This is a genomic window from Flavobacterium lindanitolerans, assembly GCF_002846575.1.
Taxonomy (GTDB): domain Bacteria; phylum Bacteroidota; class Bacteroidia; order Flavobacteriales; family Flavobacteriaceae; genus Flavobacterium; species Flavobacterium lindanitolerans.
Map to the genome: position 1 here is coordinate 1,482,640 of NZ_PJND01000007.1, position 15,940 is coordinate 1,498,579.

At 39.1% G+C, this 15,940-nt stretch carries 9 protein-coding genes; 6 read left to right on the forward strand and 3 right to left on the reverse strand.

Annotated elements, in window-relative coordinates; translation table 11 throughout:
* Positions 1 to 154: 154 nt before the first annotated feature.
* The 3 genes from B0G92_RS06450 to B0G92_RS06465 all read left to right on the forward strand — a co-directional run bounded on the left by B0G92_RS06450 (position 155) and on the right by B0G92_RS06465 (position 2,556).
* Complete coding sequence (locus B0G92_RS06450) at positions 155 to 688, forward strand: hypothetical protein (protein WP_101471487.1); 534 nt, start codon at positions 155 to 157, stop codon at positions 686 to 688.
* Positions 689 to 903: 215 nt separating this feature from the next.
* On the forward strand, positions 904 to 1,506 hold the full coding sequence (locus B0G92_RS06460; RefSeq protein WP_101471489.1) for an OmpW family outer membrane protein: 603 nt from the start codon (positions 904 to 906) through the stop codon (positions 1,504 to 1,506).
* Between the two features lie 102 nt (positions 1,507 to 1,608).
* On the forward strand, positions 1,609 to 2,556 hold the full coding sequence (locus tag B0G92_RS06465; protein WP_101471490.1) for an ABC transporter ATP-binding protein: 948 nt from the start codon (positions 1,609 to 1,611) through the stop codon (positions 2,554 to 2,556).
* Positions 2,557 to 2,612: 56 nt separating this feature from the next.
* Here B0G92_RS06465 and B0G92_RS06470 read toward each other — a convergent pair whose 3' ends face one another.
* The gene (locus B0G92_RS06470) at positions 2,613 to 5,021 is read right to left on the reverse strand and encodes a prolyl oligopeptidase family serine peptidase (RefSeq protein ID WP_101471491.1); all 2,409 of its coding nucleotides are present in this window, start codon (positions 5,019 to 5,021) and stop codon (positions 2,613 to 2,615) included.
* A gap of 215 nt (positions 5,022 to 5,236) precedes the next feature.
* On the opposite strand from B0G92_RS06470, the gene B0G92_RS06475 reads away from it, so the two are divergent.
* Together B0G92_RS06475 and B0G92_RS06480 are read left to right on the forward strand one after the other, a co-directional pair.
* Positions 5,237 to 6,247 carry a 3-oxoacyl-ACP synthase III family protein gene (locus B0G92_RS06475; protein WP_101471492.1) on the forward strand — a complete coding sequence of 337 codons (1,011 nt, stop codon included), beginning with the start codon at positions 5,237 to 5,239 and terminating at the stop codon, positions 6,245 to 6,247.
* A 244-nt stretch (positions 6,248 to 6,491) separates the two neighbouring features.
* The gene (locus B0G92_RS06480) at positions 6,492 to 6,989 is read left to right on the forward strand and encodes a L,D-transpeptidase family protein (protein WP_101471493.1); all 498 of its coding nucleotides are present in this window, start codon (positions 6,492 to 6,494) and stop codon (positions 6,987 to 6,989) included.
* A gap of 92 nt (positions 6,990 to 7,081) precedes the next feature.
* Here B0G92_RS06480 and B0G92_RS06485 read toward each other — a convergent pair whose 3' ends face one another.
* The gene (locus tag B0G92_RS06485; protein WP_101471494.1) at positions 7,082 to 9,493 is read right to left on the reverse strand and encodes a TonB-dependent receptor; all 2,412 of its coding nucleotides are present in this window, start codon (positions 9,491 to 9,493) and stop codon (positions 7,082 to 7,084) included.
* Between the two features lie 245 nt (positions 9,494 to 9,738).
* Entirely contained in the window at positions 9,739 to 13,908 is a 4,170-nt protein-coding gene (locus B0G92_RS06490; protein WP_101471495.1) for a T9SS type B sorting domain-containing protein, read from the reverse strand.
* Between the two features lie 255 nt (positions 13,909 to 14,163).
* Between B0G92_RS06490 and argS the strand changes: the two genes are divergently transcribed.
* Positions 14,164 to 15,939, forward strand: a complete 1,776-nt coding sequence (gene argS / locus B0G92_RS06495; RefSeq protein ID WP_101471496.1) for an arginine--tRNA ligase — start codon at positions 14,164 to 14,166, stop codon at positions 15,937 to 15,939.
* The last annotated feature ends 1 nt before the right edge of the window (position 15,940 follow it).

Consider the following 15,940-nt stretch of genomic DNA (forward strand, 5'->3'; position numbering starts at 1 on the left):
ATTTTGAAATATTTCATTTTGGTTCTTAAAGCCAGATAAATACAGGGATTTGGATTTTATTTTTGTTAATTTAATAGTTAATAACAAAAGTAATATGTCAAATTTTTATGTTAATTATTTGATAAATTTGATAGTAATTTAAAACTAAACAAACATGAAAAGAATTGTTTTAACACTAGCTGCAGTATTCGCTTTCGGATTTGCGAATGCTCAGGATGCAAAAAGTACAGCCAATGCAGGACAAACTGCAAAGGGGAAATGGTTAATTGAGGCAAATACCGGGTTTGGTGCTGCTCATGCCGCTAACACTTCTTTTGGATTAGATTCTACAGATGGTGAAACGACATGGTCTATTGGTGCTGAAGGTGGTTATTTTGTCATGGATGATTTGGCTATCAAAGCCGGTTTGGGTTATGTAGATATGGGAGACGATGTTTCTGCATTCTCATACAAAATTGGTGCGAAGTATTATATCATCAGCCAAATTCCTGTTCAGTTGGATTATTCCGGCGCTTCTATTAAAGATGCTGATGAAAATCCTTCCTATTTAGGAATCCAGGGTGGTTATGCCATCTTCTTAGGACAAAACGTATCTATTGAACCAGGTTTAAGATTCAATAAAAGCTTAAACGATGATTTTTATGATGACGTTTTTCAGGTAAGAATTGGTTTTGCGCTGCATTTCTAAGAAATAAAATTTAGATTACATAAAAAAAGCCTCCTGACAGGAGGTTTTTTTATTTTTCAAATGGACTGTTTCTATCTCTTTTTTTGTGATAATTTTCTGATTTTCAGAACTATGTGGTTTTTGTATGAATTTAATGATAAATGAAAAATAACATGTCAGTTGTTTCGTGTTATTTTTTTTATACTTTTGCCGCATAATTTTAAAACTAAACAAACATGAAAAAAATTGTTTTAACAGTAGCAGCAGTATTCGCTTTCGGATTTGCTAATGCTCAGGAAGAAACTTCAGAAGGTTTCAAGAAAGGTGATGTATTCATTTCTGGTGCTGTAGGTTTTGGTTCAACTAAAACTGGAGATTTCAAAACTAGTGATTTCGAAATTGCTCCAAGTGCTGGTTATTTTGTAACTGATAACATTGCTTTAGGTCTTGCATTCGGATACGGGTCTTCAAAAGTTGATGTAGGTACTGCAGATGCAACAAACAGTACTCTTTCTGTTGGTGCTTTTGGTAGATACTACTTTACTCCGGCTTCTAAATTCTCTATCTTCGGTCAGTTGGGTGTAAACTACATGAGCTATGATAATGAATTTGATGCAGAAGCAGGAACACTTGGTGAGTTCAAAGGTGACGGTTTTGGTGTTGCAGTAGCTCCAGGTGTTAGCTATTTCCTTGCTAAAAACTTTGCAATTGAGGCTTCTTTCGGAATCTTAGGTTTCGAAACTACTAAACCAGATGCAGACGGTGCTGAAAAAACAAATTCTTTTGATTTCGGTCTTGATATGAGAGATATCAGATTAGGATTGGTTTACAAATTCTAAGAATAACATTAGAATATATTAAAAAGGCTTCCCATTTGGGAGGCCTTTTTCTTTTAAGATTAACTCCCGTTTCGCTAACTTTGCAATCTTCAATTCACATTCATGTTATCAGTCCAGAATATTTCTTTCGGTTATACCGAAAAACAAGTAATAGAGAACATCAGTTTTACCATTCAAAAAGGCCAGAATATTGCCATAATTGGTGAAAGCGGCTGCGGAAAAAGTACGCTTTTAAAACTAATTTATGGACTTTACGATTTGGATGAAGGACAGATTTTTTATGGCGATACGCCTATTTTAGGACCAAAATACAATCTGATTCCCGGAGAAGATTATATCAAATACCTGGCACAGGATTTTGACCTGATGCCTTATACAACCGTAGAGGAAAATGTGGGTAAATATCTTTCCAATGTTTATAAAGAAGAAAAAGCACAGCGTGTAGCCGATTTGCTGGCTATGGTTGAAATGTCTGATTATGCCAAAACCAAGGCGAAGTATTTAAGCGGAGGTCAACAGCAAAGAGTAGCTTTGGCAAGAGTTCTGGCTTTAGAGCCTGAAGTTTTGCTATTGGACGAACCTTTTAGCCATATTGATAACTTTAGAAAGAATGCCCTTCGCAGAAACCTGTTTGCTTACCTGAAGAAAAAAGGAATTACCTGTATAGTGGCTACACACGACAGCGCAGATGCGCTTTCTTTTGCCGATGAGACCATTGTGATGCAAAAGGGTAGAATGCTTGAAAAAGCACCGTCAAAAGAGTTGTATTTTAATCCGGTTAACAAATATGTAGCTTCGCTTTTTGGTGAGATTAATGAAATTACGGTAGAAGACGAAAACGGGATAATGATCAACCTGCTTTTGTATCCGCATCAATTAAAAGTGGCACAGACAGGTTTTATACAGGTGTTGGTAAAACAATCTTATTTTAAAGGAAACCGGTATCTGGTTAAGGCGGTACTTGAAAAACAGGTTATTTTCTTTGAGCACAATAGTGCACTTGAAAATGAAACTTTTGTTTTTCTGGAACTGAATAATAAAATATCTTAAAACAAAAATCCCGGAATTTTTGATTCCGGGATTTTTGTTTTTGGAAATGATTCCAATTAGTTTTTCAGGTGCTTTTCTAAGAACTGGTCCTGTTCCCAAAGCAGGTGAAGGATGTTTTCTTTAGCAGCATAGCCGTGGCTTTCTTTTGGCAATAAAAGCAATCTTACCGGAGCACCAAGACCTTTCAGGGCCTGGAAATATCTTTCTGACTGCAATGTGAAAGTTCCCGGATTATTATCAGCGTCACCATGTACAAGCAAAAGTGGTGTTTTCATTTTATCAGCAGTCATAAATGGCGACATTGTATTGTAAACTTCAGGAACTTCCCAGTAGTTTCTTTGCTCGCTTTGGAATCCGAATGGTGTAAGTGTTCTGTTGTAAGCACCGCTTCTTGCAATACCGCAGGCAAACAGGTCAGAATGTGTCAATAGGTTAGCTGTCATAAAAGCACCGTAAGAGTGTCCTCCAACGGCCACTTTTTTACGGTTAATGTAACCTAGCTTGTCAACTGCGTCAATTGCAGCAGCAGCATTGTCTACCAACTGCGTGATAAACGTGTCGTTTGGTTCTGTTGAGCCTTCTCCAATGATTGGGAAAGAAGCGTCATCCAAAACTACATAACCTTTGGCTACCCAATACACGAAAGAACCGTAGTTAGGAAATGTAAATTCGTTCGGGTTTTGAGAACTTTGTCCCGCACTGTTCTTGTCTTTGTATTCTTCAGGATACGCCCAGATTAAAAGAGGTAATTTCTCTTTTTTCTTCATGTCATAACCAACAGGAAGATACAATGTTCCGGAAAGCTCTACACCGTCTTTTCTTTTATATTTGATTACTTCTTTGTGTACGTTTTTGATACTTTCAAACGGATTTTTGAAATTGGTAATCTGCGTTAGCTCATTCTTCTTTTTGATGTTTCTGAAGTAATAGTTCGGGTATTCGCTTTTTGACTGAATCTGAACTAATACATCGCCTTTTTTGAAGTCTTCAATAGAGAAGATACTTTCTTTTTTGTCTTTGTAAGCCGATTGGTACAAACGTTTTGTCTTGAAAGTCTTGATGTTGAACTCGTCAATAAATGGAAACTGACCATTTTTAGTATGACCTTGGCCAATAAGGAAGGCATTGTCGTTTTCAAGAGCCAATACTTGTCTTCCGTACTGATTTTTGATTGTTTCGAAGCTTCCCGGGTCTGAATAAATGTCCTGTGAGTTTCTGTCAAAGATTACTTTTGGAGCCTGTCCAGGATTTGACGGATTGAATAAGTAAGTCTTTTCATTTCGGGTGTCATACCACTGGTCGTATAAAATAGCGGTAGTGTTATTACCCCAAACAATTCCTCCGTAACGTTGTACTGTTTTAACCAAAGATGTAGGATTGGAAGTAAATGGGGCCTGCCATAAGAAAACTTCGTCTCTGAAATCTACTTTATTGGCCGGGTCTCCGCCATCTAAAGCTTCAACAAAATAAAGAGTTGCCGGAGCATCGCTTCTCCAGCCCATGCTTCTTTTTCCTTTTCGGGTAGCCATAAAACCTTTTGGCATGATTTCAGAAAGAGGCACTTCGTTAACCACCTTAATTTCTTTTCCTGTCAGGTCATATACTACAGACTTCATTGGGAAACGGCTCAAAGGAACGATATAAGAAAATGGCTTTTGTATCGTAGTAATCATGATGTAGTTTCCGTCAGGAGAAAAACCTTCACCGGCATATAAATCGGCACTTTTATACAGCGACGCTTTTCCGCTAAGGTCAATTTTATAAAGCTCAGAACTTACTAAGGTTTCAAAATTAGTCTCGTCAGTTTTGTTTTTTAATAAATCCTGATAGGTTCTGTTTTGTGATTTTGAACCGTCACTGGTAGAAACCGTAGGTCCTTTTGGAAGGTCTTTTTTAGAATCAATCAGGGCAGGACGGTTTTTAGGAAGCATCCTAACCAATAGGTTCTGATTGTCTCTGTACCAGCTGTACGGACTACCCATGTTGGCATTTACAGTTGCCTCTGTTAAGCGGGTTGCTTTTGCTGAAGCGATGTCCAAAACCCACAATTCCACTCCTGTAGCTGTAGTGTGTGTAAAAGCAAGTTTCTTTTCGTCCGGTGACCAGGAAATATTGCTGATTTTTGGATTTTGTGGCAAGCCGGTTACCTGAGTTTCATTCTTGTCCTTGATTTTGCGGACTTTCAGGTTGTTAATATAGGTAACGGTACTTGAGATATTCGTAATTGGGTTAATTCTCAAACCGCCTAATCTCATTTCTTCCTGATTTAATTCATCAAGAGTTTTGTAGGTGTTTCGGTACGAAAGAAGCATGTATTCTTTTTTGGTGTCCATCGAAACCGAAGGAGCTCTTTCATAGTCGGCCAGGTCCAAAATTTCTTTGGAGGGCTTTTGGTAAGTAAGTTCTTCCTGCGAAAATCCTGTCAATCCGACAAGCAGGAAAAGCATAGATAACTTTAATTTCATATTATTTATATTAGGGTTGATGAAATATTTGTCTAAAATAAGTCAAGCTTGTTACATGTGCTAAAATATTTAGTTAATAAATAAAAAGGAGTTATAGAAAAGTACTTTCAAAAACGCACACTCAATTGCTGATATTGAAATATTTGCTAACTTGTGCGATAGATAATTTGCGGATGCGTAAATTTGCGGTCTGATTTTTAACGAAATAATAAAATATGTATCATTCAAAAATTGCAGGTTTAGGATATTATGTTCCTGAAAATATTGTTACTAATGATGATTTGTCTAAAATAATAGACACTAATGATGAGTGGATTCAGGAGCGCACAGGAATTCAGGAAAGACGCCATATTGTAAAAGGCGACGGGAATACTACGACGTCAATGGGTGTGAAAGCGGCAAAAATTGCAATTGAACGTTCCGGTGTAGCAAAAGAGGACATCGATTTTATCATTTTTGCTACCCTAAGTCCTGACTACTATTTTCCAGGTCCTGGAGTTTTAGTACAGAGAGATTTAGGATTGAATACCGTTGGAGCGTTGGATATCCGAAACCAATGTTCAGGATTTGTATATGCCTTGTCAATTGCAGACCAGTATATCAAGACCGGAATGTATAAAAACATCCTGATTATCGGCTCTGAAGTACATTCGACAGGATTGGACATGACAACACGCGGACGTGGCGTTTCTGTAATTTTTGGAGATGGTGCAGGAGCCGCAATCATTTCAAGAGAAGTAGATACAAACAAAGGAATTTTGTCGACGCATCTGCATTCTGAAGGACAATATGCGGAAGAACTTATTGTAAAAGCTCCGGGAATGGGCGGACGATGGGTGACAGATATTATTGCTGATAATGACCCGAATGATGAAAGCTATTTCCCATACATGAACGGACAGTTTGTGTTTAAAAACGCAGTAGTTCGTTTCAGTGAAGTAATTATGGAAGGATTAAAAGCCAGCAATTTGGATGTTTCTGATATCAATATGCTGATTCCGCATCAGGCGAATTTGAGGATTTCCCAATTCATCCAGCAAAAATTCAAACTGGCAGACGACCAGGTTTATAATAATATCCAGAAATACGGAAATACTACCGCAGCTTCTATTCCAATTGCCTTGACAGAAGCCTGGGAACAAGGAAAAATAAAATCTGGCGACCTTGTGGTATTGGCTGCTTTTGGAAGTGGCTTCACCTGGGGAAGTGTTGTTATTCGTTGGTAAAAAAGTGGCTAAGGTTCTAAGTAGCTAAGGTACTAAGGTTCTAAGTTGAAAAACAGTAAAAAAGGTAAACAAGGTTCTAAGTGGCTAAGGTACTAAAGTCCTTAAGTTGAAGAATTCCCAAAACCTTAGTGTTTTAGTAAATCAGAACCTTAGGCCCTCAATAATATGATTTTGGCAACGTTATTGTAAAATAAAGTCTTAGTCAAAGAAACTCAAAACCTTAGTACCTCAGTACCTCAAAAAAATGCTCCTCCTAATCATCCCAATCTCAATTCTTCTCTACTATTTTTATCGTGGGGAAAAATTGCCGAAAGATAAGATTATCGACAGGATAGAAGTTTATAAGTCAAAAAGGAAAATGAATGTCTATTCCGGTGGGATTCTTTTAAAAACCTATAAGATAGCTTTGGGCAAAAATCCGGTAGGACATAAAGAAATTGAAGGCGACTGTAAAACTCCGGAAGGGACTTATACGATTGACGGAAAGAATCCGGAAAGTGCTTTTCACAAAAACCTGGGAGTTTCATATCCTAATGAAAAAGATTTGGAAGATGCCGCAGCTTTAGGGAAATCAGCCGGAGGTGATATAAAAATTCACGGACTTCGGAACGGGAGGGGCTATCGGTCAAAGTTCCACCGATGGAAAGATTGGACGGCCGGTTGTATTGCCGTAACCGATTATGAAATTGATGAATTGTATGAGGCGGTAAAAGTAGGCGCAGAAATAGAAATATTTCCTTAAATGGCAGTTGTATAAAATAGAAAAACTCGGAGGCATCACTTCCGAGTTTTTCATTTTTAACCCAATATATAAAAAAACCTAAAAATTGATTCTTAGAACATACCGCCACCTTGTTTGGTATTGTCTTCACGGTACTTTCTTTGAAGTGCCCTGTTTTTACCTCCACCAAACATATAGTTGATTCCGAAGTAAAGACTCTGGCTTTCCCATCTGAAAGTTCCTGTGCTTGGATAAGGGTGTTTGCTGTCGAAACCGTATTCCATCATATTGAAGACATCATTGAAACGAACGCTGAAGTTCAGTTTGTTGTTTAGCAATGAATAACGGCCTCCCATATCAATCTTATACATGTCCTTGCTGTCGTTTTGGATTCCGTCAACACCACTTCTAAAGAATCCGAACAGAAGGAAACTTAAATTTTTTGTCGCTTTGAAGTTACTGTTCAGTCTTGCATTAAATGCGGCTGCATCAATTTCTTTTCTTACAAAATCAAATTGGTCTGTTGTTCCGGGTCTCAATACAGAAACCAGACCTTTTTGGGTAATGTTTGAGAAGTCTACAGAAGGCTGTACATCCCACCATTTTGTGATTTTGTAGTTCGCAGACACTTCAAATCCGTAAGCAGAGTTGTTGTCAAAGTTAGCCCAACTCATAATCAGGTCATTTGGATTGTCTGTTGTTTCGTCAGAATATAAAACCCTGTTGATTTCGTCATTAATCAATCTGTAGTAAATACCTCCGGTAATTGAACCTTTTGAAAGTATTCTGGTGTAGTTCAATTCTACAGAGTTGGTAAACTGTGGCTCCAATTCCTGATTACCTAAACCGGTAACCAAAGGCGTTGCAAATTCCCTGATTGGTTTTGTCTGCTCCAAACTTGGTCTGTCAACACGACGGCTGTAACTTAACTGGAACATGTTTTTCTCTGTCAGGTTATACGTAAGGTAAGCCGATGGATAAACAGTAAAATAATCGTCATCAAAGGCTACATTGCTATTGTTTACATTCAGGTTGGCTTTTACTTTGTAGCTTTCAAAACGTGCTCCAAGCTGGTAGCTGAACTTTTCAAACTTTTGTCCGAAAGTAGCATAAGCAGAATAAATATCTATATCGTAGGTATAGTTTGAACTTCTGTTTTCAATCGGAACCAATAAGTTTCCGGTTGTATAATCATTGGTTGTTCTTGTAATTCTTGCCTCAGCACCCAATTCAAGAGTTGACTTTTCAGACAAAGGATTTACGTAATCCAGGTTTAAAGTTGTCGTTTTTCTTTCATCCTTGATTTTATCACCATAAACAACCTGTTCTGCCGGAGTATTGAATGTCGTTGTATTGAAGTTCGCATTTTGAGTCTGCTCATAATCGTTATAGTTTCCTTCAAAATCCAAAGTATGTCCTTCTTTTGCAAACTTATGCTTATAGGCCAGGTTGTAGGCTCCGCTATTATTGTCTGTTTTATATCTTCCCAGTTGAAGCACATTTGGCAGGTCGCCATTCAAATAGCGGATATCGGTATCTACATTTCCTTTACCATTCATAGAGTTTTGGTTCGTATAGAATGAAAGCGTATTGTTATCATCGATGTAGTAGTCCATGCCAATCTTATACAAATAAGATTCGTTGTCGTTTACAATATCAAGTACTTGCTGTGAATTGTTGTCAAATCTTTGGATGAAACCATCATTGTAATATTTTCCGAAGTTGCTACCTGCATTCCCGAAGAAGTTTACTTTTCCTGTTCTGTAGTTCATATCCAGAGAGTTGTTGAATTTGGCATCTTTGGCAAAAGTAATTCCGGAATTCAAGCTTCCGTTAAAACCATTATTGGAGTTTTTGTGCAAGACAATATTGATGATACCCGACATTCCTTCCGGATTGTATTTCGCGCTCGGGTTTGTAATCAATTCAATTTTCTTGATTGAGGTAGAAGGAATTTGCTTTAGCAATTGAGCGGGGTCTATGTTGGTTGGTCTTCCGTCTACCAATACTCTGACATTTTGGTTTCCTCTCAAAGAGATTTTTCCATCCTGGTCAACATTCACCGTTGGAATGTTGTTCATGATTTCAGAAGCCGTTGCACCTGCCGTAGTAAGGTCACGCCCCACGTTGATTACTTTTCGGTCGATTTTCTGCTCTATCGTTGAACGCTCTGCAATAACTTCAACACCTTCCAGTTGTGTTGCTTCGTCTGCAAGCGTAATTCTGTTCAAAGACAGGCTTTTTTGACCGGAAGCCAAATCTGCTTTTCCGTTATAAGGCTTGTATCCGATAAACTGTATTTCGATATCGTAATTTTTAGGAGCAAGTCCTTTTACTTCGAAATCACCATTGTCGTCTGTGATACTTCCTGTAATTACTGCTGTGCCTTCCTTAATCGTTACCGTAGCATAAGAAATTGGCTGCCCTGATTTGTCGACCACTTTTCCGGTAATCGTTAAATTGTTTTGTGCCTGCATAGAAAGCAAAGGCATAATAAGGCATAGAAAAAATAATTTTAGTCTCATTGGGTTATTTTTGATTGATGATTGATGTTGCAAATGTATTTATTTTTTTATTAATATGTAATACATAGTACTAGTTTATACAAAAATTAACATCTTTTTAATATTGAACAAGATTTTAGTTGCCTATATAGACTACAGAAATTAAAATATGTTACACTATTTTTTATATTTAAATTCATTCCAAACAATAAAAAGCTTCCTGTTTAGGGAAGCTTTCTGATTAGGTGTATGTTAGCGTTTCGGATTTATCGTTTCATAGCGAAATGGGCCCTGAATTCTTTTGTAACGCCGTTTTCTGTATAGATGACTTTGAACCAATAATCTGTGGAAGGCATAGGAGCGTTATTATAAAATCCGTCCCAGCCACCGGGTTGCGATGGTTTTATTTGTTTCAGTAATTTGCCATAACGGTCAAAAATGTAGATAACGGCTTCCGGTTGGTGCGCTAAATCCCAAATGTTCCAATAGTCATTATAACCATCTCCGTTTGGAGTGAAATATCTTGGATAATTAATTACAAAAGCAGTAATTGTTGTTTTTTCACATCCGTTCAAATCGTCTACCGTTATGGTATGCTCACCGGAAGAAACATTTTCAAAAACGTTACTGGATTGAAAGGGTCCGTTGTCGAGTTGGTAGACATAATTGCCTCCAACGCCGGTCGCTGTGACTATAATGCTTTGATTGTCGCCAAATGTATTGGTTACGACATAGGTGACGGTTGCTTTTTCGGAATGTACAACTTCAACGCTCGTAAGTTTTGAAGGACAGCCTGTCGTGTTATTGGTCGCAATTACGGAATACGTTCCCGGAGCTGTTGCCGTATAGGAACTGCCTGTTGCTCCTGCAATTGGCCCGTTCTCATCAAACCATTCAAATGTATGGGTTGAACTGCTAAGTCCTGTTTGCATGGTATGGGAACTGACTAACTGGTTGGTTTCACTGTTAATACAAACAGTTCCTTCTCTTGGACGCGGTTCCGGTAAGCGGCGTACCGTTAGTCGGATAGGCATAATATCATAACAGATGTCTGAAATCCTGCTCGAAACCCTTACATAAATTGTCTGCATGGTAGAAGATGTTACCGGATTCGTTCTTCTTAGGGCGTCGTTTTCAGATTCAAAATATTCCACAAGATAATCTGCCGGTAATTGGCTGCCCAGTGCAAAGTCCGTAAACGGAGTGAGGTCAAATGAGGTAAAGCCATCATTAACGTCGTCGTTATCGCAAGTTATTTTCAAATCTTCGGGGATAGGATTTACCGTTGGAGTTGTGACAATGGTGATTGGGAATATATTATCATCAGAACAGATTTCGCCACGGTTGTCTATTTCAGCATAAATATAAAGCGTTTCGCTGGCGGTGATAACTTCGCCCGCATGCCTTAGCGTTCCCTGTCCGCCACTTTGCGTATAATAATTTCCAACCGTCAGCGGTGGAAGCACGTAGCTGTCACAGCTAATAGCAGGGTCAGGTGAATCGGCTTCAATGCCTACAATTGTTATTGTAAAGCTGTTTTGGGCACTACACGGAGGTTCTGTTGTGCTGATAGCATAGATATAAATAGTTTGCGTTTGGGAAATAACGTCTCCCGCATTAAGAATTCTTCCTTGTCCGTTAGGTTCGGTATAATAATTACCCACAGCCAAAGGAGTTAAGGTATAAGGCTGGCAGGTTGGTCCAATGTCAGACCTCGAACTGATTTGCGGAATAGGGTTAATGGTCACCAGATAACTGATTTCATTAGTACAGTTTTGTCCCGGAAGTACGGGTTTGTAAATATAAATCCGCTGTGTACTGTATATTGTTTGTCCGGCAAGCATCATCGTTCCGGTTCCGTTAGAACCGGTATAATAATTTCCAACCGTAATAGGAGGCAGTGTATAGCTGCCGCAAACTGTAATATCTTCCGGTATGGAATCAAACGGGTCGGATATGATAACATCAAAATGGACATTGTCTGTACAGTTTGGGTTTTCGGTTGTGGCAACATATATATAAATTGTCTGCGAAGTAGTGATTATTGTTCCTGCCGGAATCTGCGTTCCTGAACCGGCTGGTCCTGTGTAATAATTTCCGATAGGCAGTGAGGGTAGCGTATAGCTTGAACAATTCTCAGCATTAGGTGGAGTGTCGATTCTGATAAACACTGTAAATTCTTTCTCGTCCTCGCATATATCGTTCTGTACGTAAGCATAAAGCGTTTGTGTAGCAGTAATTGTCGTACCCGCCGGCACTATGGCTCCCGTTCCTCCAGGCAGCGTATAATAATTTCCAAAAGGCAGGGCAGGCAATACATAAGAGTCGCAGTCGAATACGGAAGAAATTTCAGGAAGATTCTCAAATGGTATGATTTCAACATCAAAACTACCATCAATAATACAGAAAGGCTCTTCAGGAAACTGATAATACACAAAAATAGTTTGGGTGTTTCTGATTACGGTTCCGGCAGCAATCTGTGTACCGTTTCCGCCAGATTGGGTGTAATAATTTCCAAAAGGCAAGGTTGGCAAAGTATAGCTGGTGCAATACCTTCCGTCAGGCGGAATTAATGACTCCGGGTCAATAATGGTCACTCTGAAACTGCTTTGGTTTGTACAGTTGGGTGAGCCTCCCGTTTGGTTAAACACATAAACGGTTTGCGTTTCTGTAATAACATCGCCCGGAAGGAGTGGTGTTCCTGTTCCGTTAGATCCGGAAAAATAATTTCCGTTTGTTAAAGGAGTCAATTCGTGCTGGTCGCACACGATTACATTTTCCAGTCTGTCTACAGGAGGGAGGTTTTTTACGAAAATCTGAAAGCTGGTTGTGTCATAACAGTCTGTATCAGTTTTGTTTTCTATCCTGACATAAATCGTCTGATTGCCTCCTGTTGTGTAGCCTGTTGATGGAAGCGGGTTGCTTCCGGCCTGCGCATTTGGAAGAGATGTATAATATGAAATAGTATAAATATCTGTAGAAAGTCCGTTCAGGACAGAGGAATCCTGTACCGCAAAACTAAAGTCGGCATCTGTAGCGTCCAAAGCTACGGCACATTCTGTCATATCATTAGGCTGTGTTGCGGTTGGTGGTGCAATCAAAAGCAGGTCGAACGATTTGATTGTGATACAACCGTTTGTGTTGCGAATCCGTACGTAGATGGTTTCATTTCCCGCGCTTGGACGAATAGCAGGGAGAATGTTGGCTCCGCTTTCTGCATCTGCTCTGCTGGCGTGATAAGAAAGTGTAACGCCGGGGTCAATACCAGACAAAATAATAGGCGTGTTGTAGGACAAGTCATAATTATAAGAGGCTTGCCCCGTGTTGCATTTATATAATGTATGTGGTTCCGGTGTAATCAGTTCAGGATAATATTCCACTACTATAGTATCAGTAACCGGAGCCTCACACGGAAATAGTGTATTGTTGTAAGTGACAGAGTAGGTTCCCGGTTCATTGATGACAAGTTCGTCAACATCTCCGCCAATTGGATTTCCATCTTTTAGCCAGGAGAAAGAATAAGTGGCCGGGTCTAATTCGGTAGTAAGCGTATGTGTTGCGCCCTGACAAATAGCCGTTTGGCTGGCAATGGTCAAATCAGGACCCAAAACATCCTGACCAATATTAAAGCTGTCTGACGAAAGAAAAATGGCAGAATCTGATTTGTAGTCGGAGCGGTCGGCAATAACCAGTTTGATATGGTAGGGCGTATTTGGGATCAGGACCGATGAAGCCTGAAAAAGTACTGTCTGTCCGTTGAAGTTAATCGCAGAACCCAATGCCTCCGAACCTCCGTTAAATCGTCCGAAATATTCCGGATTGGCTGAAGGGCATGATGAATTGTAAAGAAAATCGCGAATCGTCAAGACAGAAATCGGGGTGTTCGTATTTGGAATTACGGCCAGATTTTGGGTGACTCCCGTATTCAGGTTGGTGAGAAGAAAGGCAAAGGCATCAGAAAAGTTACACTGCGAATTACCATATTCTTCAGAAGCAAACAGAAAATCCATACTGAAATTTGAAGAAATAGGCACGAAATCAAACTCAAGTACGGTAGCATTTACAGAATTCATGGTGATTCCTGCTGCTACCAGCACATTTTCCAAATCGGTATCGCCTATCCATGCCGGATTATCTCCGTCATTGAGTGTTGAATTGTTTGGTCCGGGAGCACGGTTTGCATCGCCTGTGGTCAATAGGACACCACTTGGTATAGGGAAATTAGGATTGGTGTTCTGGAAATAGCCAATACCGTTGCTGGAACCAAAATTGGTTCCGGTCCGCCATGAAATATTCGTTACTTCTGTACAAGGGGAGTTTACCAGAACATTGGTGACAAGTTCAGGAACTGTACGGGTTGACGTATCGACAGTTATGGCCTGGGAATAGCCAACTATTGGCAATAATGCCAATAAAATCAATAGGTTATTTTTCATATCAAAATCTGGGCAAATTTTTTGATACTCACTTAATAAAAATTGGGGCTTTTATTTGAAAGTTCATAGCAAAGATAGGTATTCGCGTCAACGAAATACAAATAATTCCGATTAAATGTTAATATTTATGATATTGTATATTAATAATCTTACAGATTTGTTTAAAACAGGAAAAAACATCTTTTTGGAATTAAAATTTTGCCTTCCTAAATTCAGTCAGAATTAATATCTTTGCACGCTTAAAAAACACTTAAAATGACATTATCTCAAATTCTTACACCGCAAATTGAAAAAGCCATTTCGGCTTTGTTTGGAGTTACTATTGACAAAATAGAATTTCAGGCAACTCGGAGAGAATTCGAAGGTGATATCACTATGGTGATTTTTCCGCTGCTCAAGCTGGTGAAAAGCAATCCGGTTGAACTTGGAAATAAAATAGGAACCTATCTGGTTGAAAATGTTGCTGAGGTTGAAAAATTCAATGTGGTTTCCGGATTTTTGAATATTGTGATTTCGGATAGCTATTATCTTGATTTTTTTGCAAAAACCAGAACCGAAAAGAACTTTGGTTTTGTAACCCCAAAAGAAAACGAAAAAGCCATTTTAGTGGAATACTCGTCTCCAAATACAAACAAGCCTTTGCATTTGGGTCACGTTCGTAACAATCTTTTAGGCTATTCTGTAGCCGAAATCATTAAGGCTTCGGGTAAAAAAGTGTACAAAACGCAAATTATCAACGACAGGGGTATCCACATCTGCAAATCAATGCTGGCCTGGGAGAAATTTGGGAACAATGAAACTCCGGAAACATCAGGCATGAAAGGCGATAAACTGGTTGGGAAATATTATGTGGAGTTTGACAAGGCCTATAAAGACCAGATTAACGCATTGATGCAGCAAGGAAAATCAGAAGAAGAAGCAAAAAAACAGGCGCCTATTATTTTGGAAGCCCAGGAAATGCTTCAAAAATGGGAGGCAGGCGATGAACAGGTAATGAATCTTTGGAGAATGATGAACCAATGGGTTTATGCCGGTTTTGCCGAAACCTATACCAACCTGGGTGTCGATTTTGATTCTTATTATTACGAAAGCAATACCTATTTATTAGGAAAAGATATTATTGAACACGGACTCGAAAAAGGTGTTTTTTATAAAAAGCCTGACGGTTCGGTTTGGATTGATTTGACTGAAGACGGTCTGGATGAAAAATTAGTGCTTCGTTCTGACGGAACTTCAGTTTATATGACACAGGATATCGGAACTGCCGTTCAGCGTTCCAAAGATTTTCCGGATGTAGGAGGAATGGTCTATACGGTAGGGAACGAACAGGACTATCACTTCAAGGTGTTGTTTCTGATTTTGAAAAAACTGGGATACGACTGGGCTCAGCATCTTTTCCATTTGTCTTACGGGATGGTAGATTTGCCTTCGGGAAAAATGAAAAGCCGTGAAGGAACTGTTGTTGATGCAGATGATTTAATGGAGGATATGGCTGAAACGGCCAAAACGATTTCGGAAGAATTAGGCAAATTGGACCATTACTCTGAAGAAGAAAAGGCGAAATTGTACAAGACTATCGGATTGGGTGCCTTGAAATACTATATATTAAAAGTTGACCCGAAAAAACGTATACTCTTCAATCCTGAAGAATCTGTCGATTTCGCAGGAAACACAGGTCCGTTTATTCAGTATACCTATGCAAGAATCCAGTCCATCATCAGAAAAGCAGATTTTGACTATTCAGAAAACGTTTCGGTCGTACTGCACGAAAAAGAAAAAGAATTGCTGAAGCAAATGGAAGCTTTTCCGGAAGTAATTCAGAATGCGGCTCAAAATTACAGCCCGGCACTAATTGCAAATTATACGTATGAGCTGGTTCGTGAATACAACTCGTTCTATCAGGCCGTGCCTATTTTGGGTTCTGAAAATAAAACAGAGAAGATTTTCCGCGTCCAGTTGTCAAAAAAAGTAGCCGATATTATTGCTTCGGCATTTAGCCTTTTGGGAATTGATGTTCCTGAAAGAATGTAAC

What these genes read in the sequence shown, in the direction of transcription:
- argS (WP_101471496.1), top strand. Translation starts at nt 14,164, where the DNA reads ATGACATTATCTCAAATTCTTACACCGCAAATTGAAAAAGCCATTTCG.
- B0G92_RS06465 (WP_101471490.1), top strand. Translation starts at nt 1,609, where the DNA reads ATGTTATCAGTCCAGAATATTTCTTTCGGTTATACCGAAAAACAAGTA.
- B0G92_RS06485 (WP_101471494.1), bottom strand. Translation starts at nt 9,493, where the DNA reads ATGAGACTAAAATTATTTTTTCTATGCCTTATTATGCCTTTGCTTTCT.
- B0G92_RS06460 (WP_101471489.1), top strand. Translation starts at nt 904, where the DNA reads ATGAAAAAAATTGTTTTAACAGTAGCAGCAGTATTCGCTTTCGGATTT.
- B0G92_RS06490 (WP_101471495.1), bottom strand. Translation starts at nt 13,908, where the DNA reads ATGAAAAATAACCTATTGATTTTATTGGCATTATTGCCAATAGTTGGC.
- B0G92_RS06475 (WP_101471492.1), top strand. Translation starts at nt 5,237, where the DNA reads ATGTATCATTCAAAAATTGCAGGTTTAGGATATTATGTTCCTGAAAAT.
- B0G92_RS06480 (WP_101471493.1), top strand. Translation starts at nt 6,492, where the DNA reads ATGCTCCTCCTAATCATCCCAATCTCAATTCTTCTCTACTATTTTTAT.
- B0G92_RS06470 (WP_101471491.1), bottom strand. Translation starts at nt 5,021, where the DNA reads ATGAAATTAAAGTTATCTATGCTTTTCCTGCTTGTCGGATTGACAGGA.
- B0G92_RS06450 (WP_101471487.1), top strand. Translation starts at nt 155, where the DNA reads ATGAAAAGAATTGTTTTAACACTAGCTGCAGTATTCGCTTTCGGATTT.